This is a genomic window from Enterobacter sp. CM29 (assembly GCF_013179605.1).
Taxonomy (GTDB): Bacteria; Pseudomonadota; Gammaproteobacteria; order Enterobacterales; family Enterobacteriaceae; genus Enterobacter; species Enterobacter intestinihominis.
The window spans coordinates 1-5,550 of the sequence record NZ_JABMCU010000243.1 but is presented as its reverse complement, the minus strand read 5'-3'; the positions used below and the strand labels follow the sequence as shown (position 1 = coordinate 5,550).

6 protein-coding genes and 2 pseudogenes are annotated in these 5,550 nt (G+C 52.8%); 3 read left to right on the top strand and 5 right to left on the bottom strand.

From position 1 onward, the window contains the following. A pseudogene (gene aroF / locus HP459_RS20840) lies at window positions 1-403 on the bottom strand (3-deoxy-7-phosphoheptulonate synthase AroF); the annotation flags it as partial. Between the two features lie 478 nt (window positions 404-881). Here aroF and HP459_RS20835 point away from each other — a divergent pair. Genes HP459_RS20835 through HP459_RS20825 form a run of 3 tightly spaced genes read left to right on the top strand, consistent with a single transcriptional unit; the run spans window position 882 to window position 3,126 of the window. Further along, window positions 882-1,418: a YfiR family protein gene (locus HP459_RS20835; protein WP_032622391.1), complete on the top strand. Its 537-nt coding sequence runs from the start codon at window positions 882-884 to the stop codon at window positions 1,416-1,418. Next, window positions 1,411-2,631, top strand: a complete 1,221-nt coding sequence (gene dgcN, locus HP459_RS20830) for a diguanylate cyclase DgcN (protein WP_045308387.1) — start codon at window positions 1,411-1,413, stop codon at window positions 2,629-2,631. Before HP459_RS20835 ends, dgcN begins: the two co-directional genes overlap by 8 nt. Window positions 2,632-2,643: 12 nt before the next feature. Further along, window positions 2,644-3,126 (top strand): OmpA family protein, encoded by a 483-nt coding sequence (locus tag HP459_RS20825; RefSeq protein WP_045308388.1) that lies wholly within the window; start codon window positions 2,644-2,646, stop codon window positions 3,124-3,126. A gap of 2 nt (window positions 3,127-3,128) precedes the next feature. Here HP459_RS20825 and HP459_RS20820 read toward each other — a convergent pair whose 3' ends face one another. The 4 genes and pseudogenes from HP459_RS20820 to HP459_RS20805 all read right to left on the bottom strand — a co-directional run. Next, window positions 3,129-4,499, bottom strand: coding sequence for a PepSY domain-containing protein (locus HP459_RS20820; protein WP_171936763.1), 1,371 nt, complete (start codon window positions 4,497-4,499; stop codon window positions 3,129-3,131). Window positions 4,500-4,537: 38 nt separating this feature from the next. Further along, complete coding sequence (locus HP459_RS20815) at window positions 4,538-4,942, bottom strand: DUF2946 domain-containing protein (protein WP_022649065.1); 405 nt, start codon at window positions 4,940-4,942, stop codon at window positions 4,538-4,540. 132 nt (window positions 4,943-5,074) lie between these two features. Beyond that, window positions 5,075-5,422, bottom strand: coding sequence for a 50S ribosomal protein L19 (gene rplS, locus HP459_RS20810; protein ID WP_002914145.1), 348 nt, complete (start codon window positions 5,420-5,422; stop codon window positions 5,075-5,077). Between the two features lie 43 nt (window positions 5,423-5,465). Then, window positions 5,466-5,550, bottom strand: a pseudogene (locus tag HP459_RS20805) (tRNA (guanosine(37)-N1)-methyltransferase TrmD); the annotation flags it as partial.

The following is a 5,550-nucleotide window of genomic DNA, read 5'->3' as shown; positions in this document are numbered from 1 at the left end:
CCAGCTCCACCAGCAGGCGACGCGCAATCTTCAGGCCCGCTTCCACATCAAACGAGCCATCCATGTGCGGATCGTTAATCAACCCTTTCCAGCCAACCGTTGTACGTGGCTTTTCAAAATAGACGCGCATCACCAGATAGAGGCTATCGCTGACCTCCTCCGCTAATGCTTTAAATCGACGAGCGTACTCAATGGCGGTTTCAGGATCGTGAATGGAGCAAGGACCACATACCACCAGCAGGCGCGGATCGCGGCCTGCGATAATGTCAGAAATGGTCTGGCGAGAGTGCTCAATCTGAGCTTCCTGCGCGACGCTCAGCGGGAATTCCGCCTTCAGTTGATCCGGGGTGATTAACACCTGTTCGTCAGTGATATGTACGTTGTTCAGCGCGTCTTTTTGCATGATTGCGATCCTGTAAAACTCGTTTGCGATAGTGGTTTTCCTCGAAGAGGTGACACAACGATAACACATCGAGTAAAGATTTCAATCCAAAATACGTACAGATTATTTTACAGTAGCCATTTAGATGCCAAATCACAGGTTAAAAACGTAAACTTAAAATTACACACACGCTTTTAATGCCAATCTACGCTCACACCAGGGACGCTATCCAGGCGCTGGCCGTTAGCTTAATTATCCTCGGGTGAATTGAGGGAAAGTTGCGTGGCTACATAAATCCTGGCAACAAAAAATGAATAAAAGTATGAATTCCAGCAGACTTAATTGAGCCTGCCTAAATTACTTTGAATATCGTGCCCTGTAAGATTTAGCTTAGGTCAAGACAGGGATATTTCTGACATAATGACGGCTTTGAGAAAGAATGGTATTCTGCCGGAAATTCATAAGGGCATCTATTTCCGGGGCGGTTTGGCGGATTCTGATGAGAAATACATTCTTGATCGCTTTACTTCATCTCCCCCTGGCGCTAATGCTGTTCATTTTGGTGAACCCTGCAAGGGCAGGCTCGCTCACGGAAACGGATAAATCGGTACGTTCGATTGTTTCTGGTATTGTAAGCTACACCCGATGGCCAGCACTTTCCGGCCAGCCTAAGCTCTGTATTTATGCCTCTTCCCGTTACAGACAGGCGCTCAGCAGTGAAGATGTAAATAACCCGTTGCCCTATAGTCCTGTCATTGTGCATAGCGATCGGGAAGCACTCACAGCAAGGTGCGATGCCCTCTATTTCGGGAGCGAATCACCGGCAAAACAACAGGAAATAATAAATCAATATCAGGGCCAGGCGTTGCTATTAATGTCAGAGCAAAATCCTGAATGCGTTATTGGCAGCGCATTTTGTCTGATAATAGAGCACAACAAGGTCAGGTTTTCCGTAAATCTGGATGCGCTGACGCGCAGTGGCGTAAGAGTCAATCCGGATGTATTAATGCTCGCACGGAATAAGAAGCATGAATAAGGAAGTCACACCAACACCGCGTCCGACGTTTAAAAGAACGTTGCGGCGAATCAGCATGATAAGCGTCATTATAACGATGACGTTTATATGGTTGCTGCTGTGTTTCGCTTCCGTGGTGACATTAAAGCAATACGCGCAAAAAAACCTCGAACTCACCGGCGCCACCATGAGCCACAGCCTTGAGGCTTCTCTGGTGTTCAACGATGCCGTGGCGGCAAATGAAACGCTGGCGACCCTCGGCAAGCAGGGGCAATTTGCCGTGGCGGAAGTGCTTAATGCACATCATAAACGGTTTGCCTGGTGGTCGTGGAACCCGGCGGATAATACCGACACGCTGGGCGCGCTGGTCAACCGGTGGTTGTTCCCTGTTCCTGTCGCACAGCCCATCATACATAACGGTAATGTGATTGGCGAAATTCGTCTGACCGCACGAGACAGCCTGATTAGCCACTTTATCTGGCTCTCATTTGCGGTCCTCACCGGCTGCATTCTTTTTGCCTCTGCCGTCGCATTGACCATCACCCGCTCGCTACATCATGGCATGGTTGTTGAAATGCAAAACATCACTGACGTTGTGCATGACGTCCGTACCAACCGCAACTTCTCTCGCCGGGTAACGGAAGGCCGCATCGAAGAGTTCCACCAGTTTGGTGAAGACTTCAACAGCCTGCTGGATGAAATGGAAGAGTGGCAGCTCAAGCTACAGGCGAAAAACGCTCAACTGTTGCGTACCGCCATGCACGATCCGCTCACGGGGCTTGCAAACCGCGCCGCGTTTCGCAACAACATTGCGGCCTTAATGAATGACGCTTCGGCAAAGACCAATTCTGCCCTGCTCTTCCTGGATGGTGATAACTTCAAGTTTATTAACGACACCTGGGGCCATGCCGCGGGCGACTGCGTACTGATCGAAGCCGCAAAAAGGATGGTCGAATTTGGCGAAAAACGTCATCAGTCTTACCGTCTTGGCGGCGACGAGTTTGCCATGATCCTTTATGGCGTCCACACCGCGCGTGAGGTCGAATATATTTGCGCTGCGCTGTCGCAGCAATTTATCCGTCCGTTTGATCTGCATAACGGACACACAGCATCAATGTCACTCAGCATTGGCTTTGCTCTGGCGTGGGAAAATGCCTCCGTCGAGGCATTACTTGAGCAAGCCGATCGCAATATGTACCTGGTCAAAAACCAGCGTTCGAAAACAATACCCTGAAAGGAAGACGATATGTTGAAGCGATACATCGCGCCGTTGTTACTGGCATCTCTGGTTATGTCCGGGTGCCAGACGCCGGAGGGTAAATTCACACCAGAGCAAATCGCGGCCATGAAGTCCTACGGCTTTAACGAACTGAATGGCGACTGGTCCCTGGGCCTGTCGGATAAGATCCTGTTTGATAAAAATGACGCCAGACTGCGTCCGGAAAGTGAAACGCAGATCCAGACTATGGCCTCACGTCTGGCGGCAACCGGTCTGAATCACGCCCGGATGGACGGCCATACGGATAACTATGGCGAAGAGAGCTACAACGAAGCGCTTTCGTTAAAACGTGCCAATGTTGTAGCGGATGCCTGGGCGAAGGGCGCGAACATCCCGCGCAGCAACCTCACTACGCGGGGTTTAGGCAAAAAATACCCTCTCAGCAGCAACCGTACTGCGCAAGGGCGCGCTGAAAACCGCCGTGTTGCGGTAGTTATCAGCACGCCTTAAGGCTATTTAGCGGATGTGCCGGCGAGCGACACGCCTGAAGCCGCTCGCCAGCGCAGCCAGTCAATCACGATAAATACCGCCAGACTGGAGCCCATTACCGGCAACGCCAGCCCCAGCAGGAGGCTTATCATGAACGTCACTCCCCTTCCCCACAGCGGCAATGCCAGCCAGCTTTGACAGAGCGTCTGTACCGGGTTCGCGGCTGACGTCGCAGGACGACGCATCCACCACATCCGGTATCCCCAGATAATCAGCACGCACAGCGCAACGCCAAACGCGATGAGCAGCAGCTGATTTGCCAGACCAAACAGGATCCCCATATGGAAATCCACGCCCCAGCGGGTGAGTTTAGCCATCAGCGGGAAATCCCCAAAGCGAGTCCTGTCCAGCACCTTCAGAGAGTGGGGGTCCACAGCAACGGCATCAACCTGCGTCGGCCAGCGGCGATCGATTTCCGTCACCGTCCAGGCCTGGTCGACCCTGCTTGCCGGACGGATCTCAACGTTGTTAGCATCAATTCCTGACTGGCGGGCGGCCTGCAATACGCTGTCAAAAAGCGACAGTTCAACAGGCATTTCAGGCATCGACATTCCGCCGTGATGACCACGATGTTCGGCGTGTTCATCCATCATTTCCGGCGCACCGGAAAGGGTGGTGTTTACCTGCGGCGTCAGCCAGTTCATCTCTGCACGCAGCTTATCGACGTTGCCACCGGCCCATTGTGACCAGGTTAATCCGGTGACTGAGAACAGCAGCATTCCCGCCAGTAACGTCCAGCCTAAGATCACATGCAGGCGACGACGATTCTGGAAACGATTGTTAATACGGCGCTTCGGTCGGGTATAGAACCACAGCGCGATCCCGCCCAGGGCAGCAACCCACATCCACGAGGCGGCTAACTCGCTATAGAGGCGCCCGAGGTTGCCCAGCATCAGCGAGGTATGCAGATAATCGATAGTCTGACGCAGCGGTAAAATCCCGCTGGTGCCGTAGACGGTCATATCCCCTCGAACCTCAAGGCTGGCGGGATCAATAAAAATAGCCCGATGCTCGGAGGGACCCAGCGCCGGGTCGGCAAACATCACGCGGGTCGTTTCGCCCTCTTCCAGCCCCGGACGAACGGCATGCAGACGCAGATCTGATTCTACGGCCTTTTCGGCCGCGGCAATTTGTGCAGCAAGAGGCTGCGCCTCACCCACGGCATCCGTGTGGAGTGCATGATGGTACAGCGCATTTTCAAGCTGCGGCGTGGCGACATACAGCGTTCCGGTCAGCGCTGCGAAGAAAATAAACGGACCAACAAACAGCCCGATATAGAAATGGAGGCGACGCAGCAGGTTTCCCCATGCCGCGCGCGGAGTGCAGGTAGTCATACTTTTCCTTTTTAAGGCAAAAAGTGAGTGATTTTGTTTTAAAGGGAGAAAGCAGACCGACGCGGCGGCGCGCGGGTATCGGGGTAAAGCCAGGGGAAAAAGTGCCAGTGGCTGACCGCCTGACGAGGCGGCTTCATGCGCAGCCGCTGCAACACCACGCTGAGCAGAACGATAAGCGCCAGCATCACGCCCGGCACATGCGCTAACAGCACGCAGTAGCCGCAAGCTTCCGCATGGTCAACTGGCATGGAATGCGGCATATCCCCATGATGCTCGTCCATCGACATCATGCTCATGTCATGGTGCATACCCGGCATGGCGCTCATGGGATCTTTTTGCAGCGAGACGGAGATCAGCGGCGCCACGACGATCAGCAGGATCGCAAACAGCGCGGTCAATGCCGCTGCGCGTTTCCAGCTATGCTGATGCAGTACGTTATCCACTTACCCTCCACCCAAGAGGCGAACATTGTAAATGATTTATGACGGAAGGGTTAACGCGAGAGTTGCGATGAGATAAAAAAAGGGCCAGCCTTTCGGCCAGCCCTTTCTGACAGGATGTCGCTTAAGCGAATCTTAGTTCAGACGCTCTTTAATACGAGCAGACTTACCAGTACGCTCACGCAGGTAGTACAGTTTAGCTTTACGTACAGCACCACGACGTTTAACAGCAATGCTGTCAACTACCGGAGAGTGAGTCTGGAAGACACGCTCAACGCCTTCGCCGTTGGAAATTTTACGAACAGTGAATGCAGAGTGCAGACCGCGGTTACGAATAGCGATAACCACGCCCTCGAATGCCTGCAGACGTTTTTTGGAACCTTCAACAACCCATACTTTCACTTCCACGGTGTCACCTGGACGGAAGGAAGGTACGTCCTGCTTCATCTGCTCTTGTTCAAGTTGCTTAATAATGTTGCTCATAATTTAATCTCTTATCCTGGGTAAACTGATATTCGGGAGCGTATTACGCTTTCCCATCATGTTCATGCTGCTGGTGCGCGTGTTCGGTTTTGAACTCGGCCAGCAACTTTGCTTGCTCTTCAGTCAGA

What these genes read in the sequence shown, in the direction of transcription:
- HP459_RS20825 (WP_045308388.1), top strand. Translation starts at nt 2,644, where the DNA reads ATGTTGAAGCGATACATCGCGCCGTTGTTACTGGCATCTCTGGTTATG.
- dgcN (WP_045308387.1), top strand. Translation starts at nt 1,411, where the DNA reads ATGAATAAGGAAGTCACACCAACACCGCGTCCGACGTTTAAAAGAACG.
- HP459_RS20820 (WP_171936763.1), bottom strand. Translation starts at nt 4,499, where the DNA reads ATGACTACCTGCACTCCGCGCGCGGCATGGGGAAACCTGCTGCGTCGC.
- HP459_RS20835 (WP_032622391.1), top strand. Translation starts at nt 882, where the DNA reads ATGAGAAATACATTCTTGATCGCTTTACTTCATCTCCCCCTGGCGCTA.
- rplS (WP_002914145.1), bottom strand. Translation starts at nt 5,422, where the DNA reads ATGAGCAACATTATTAAGCAACTTGAACAAGAGCAGATGAAGCAGGAC.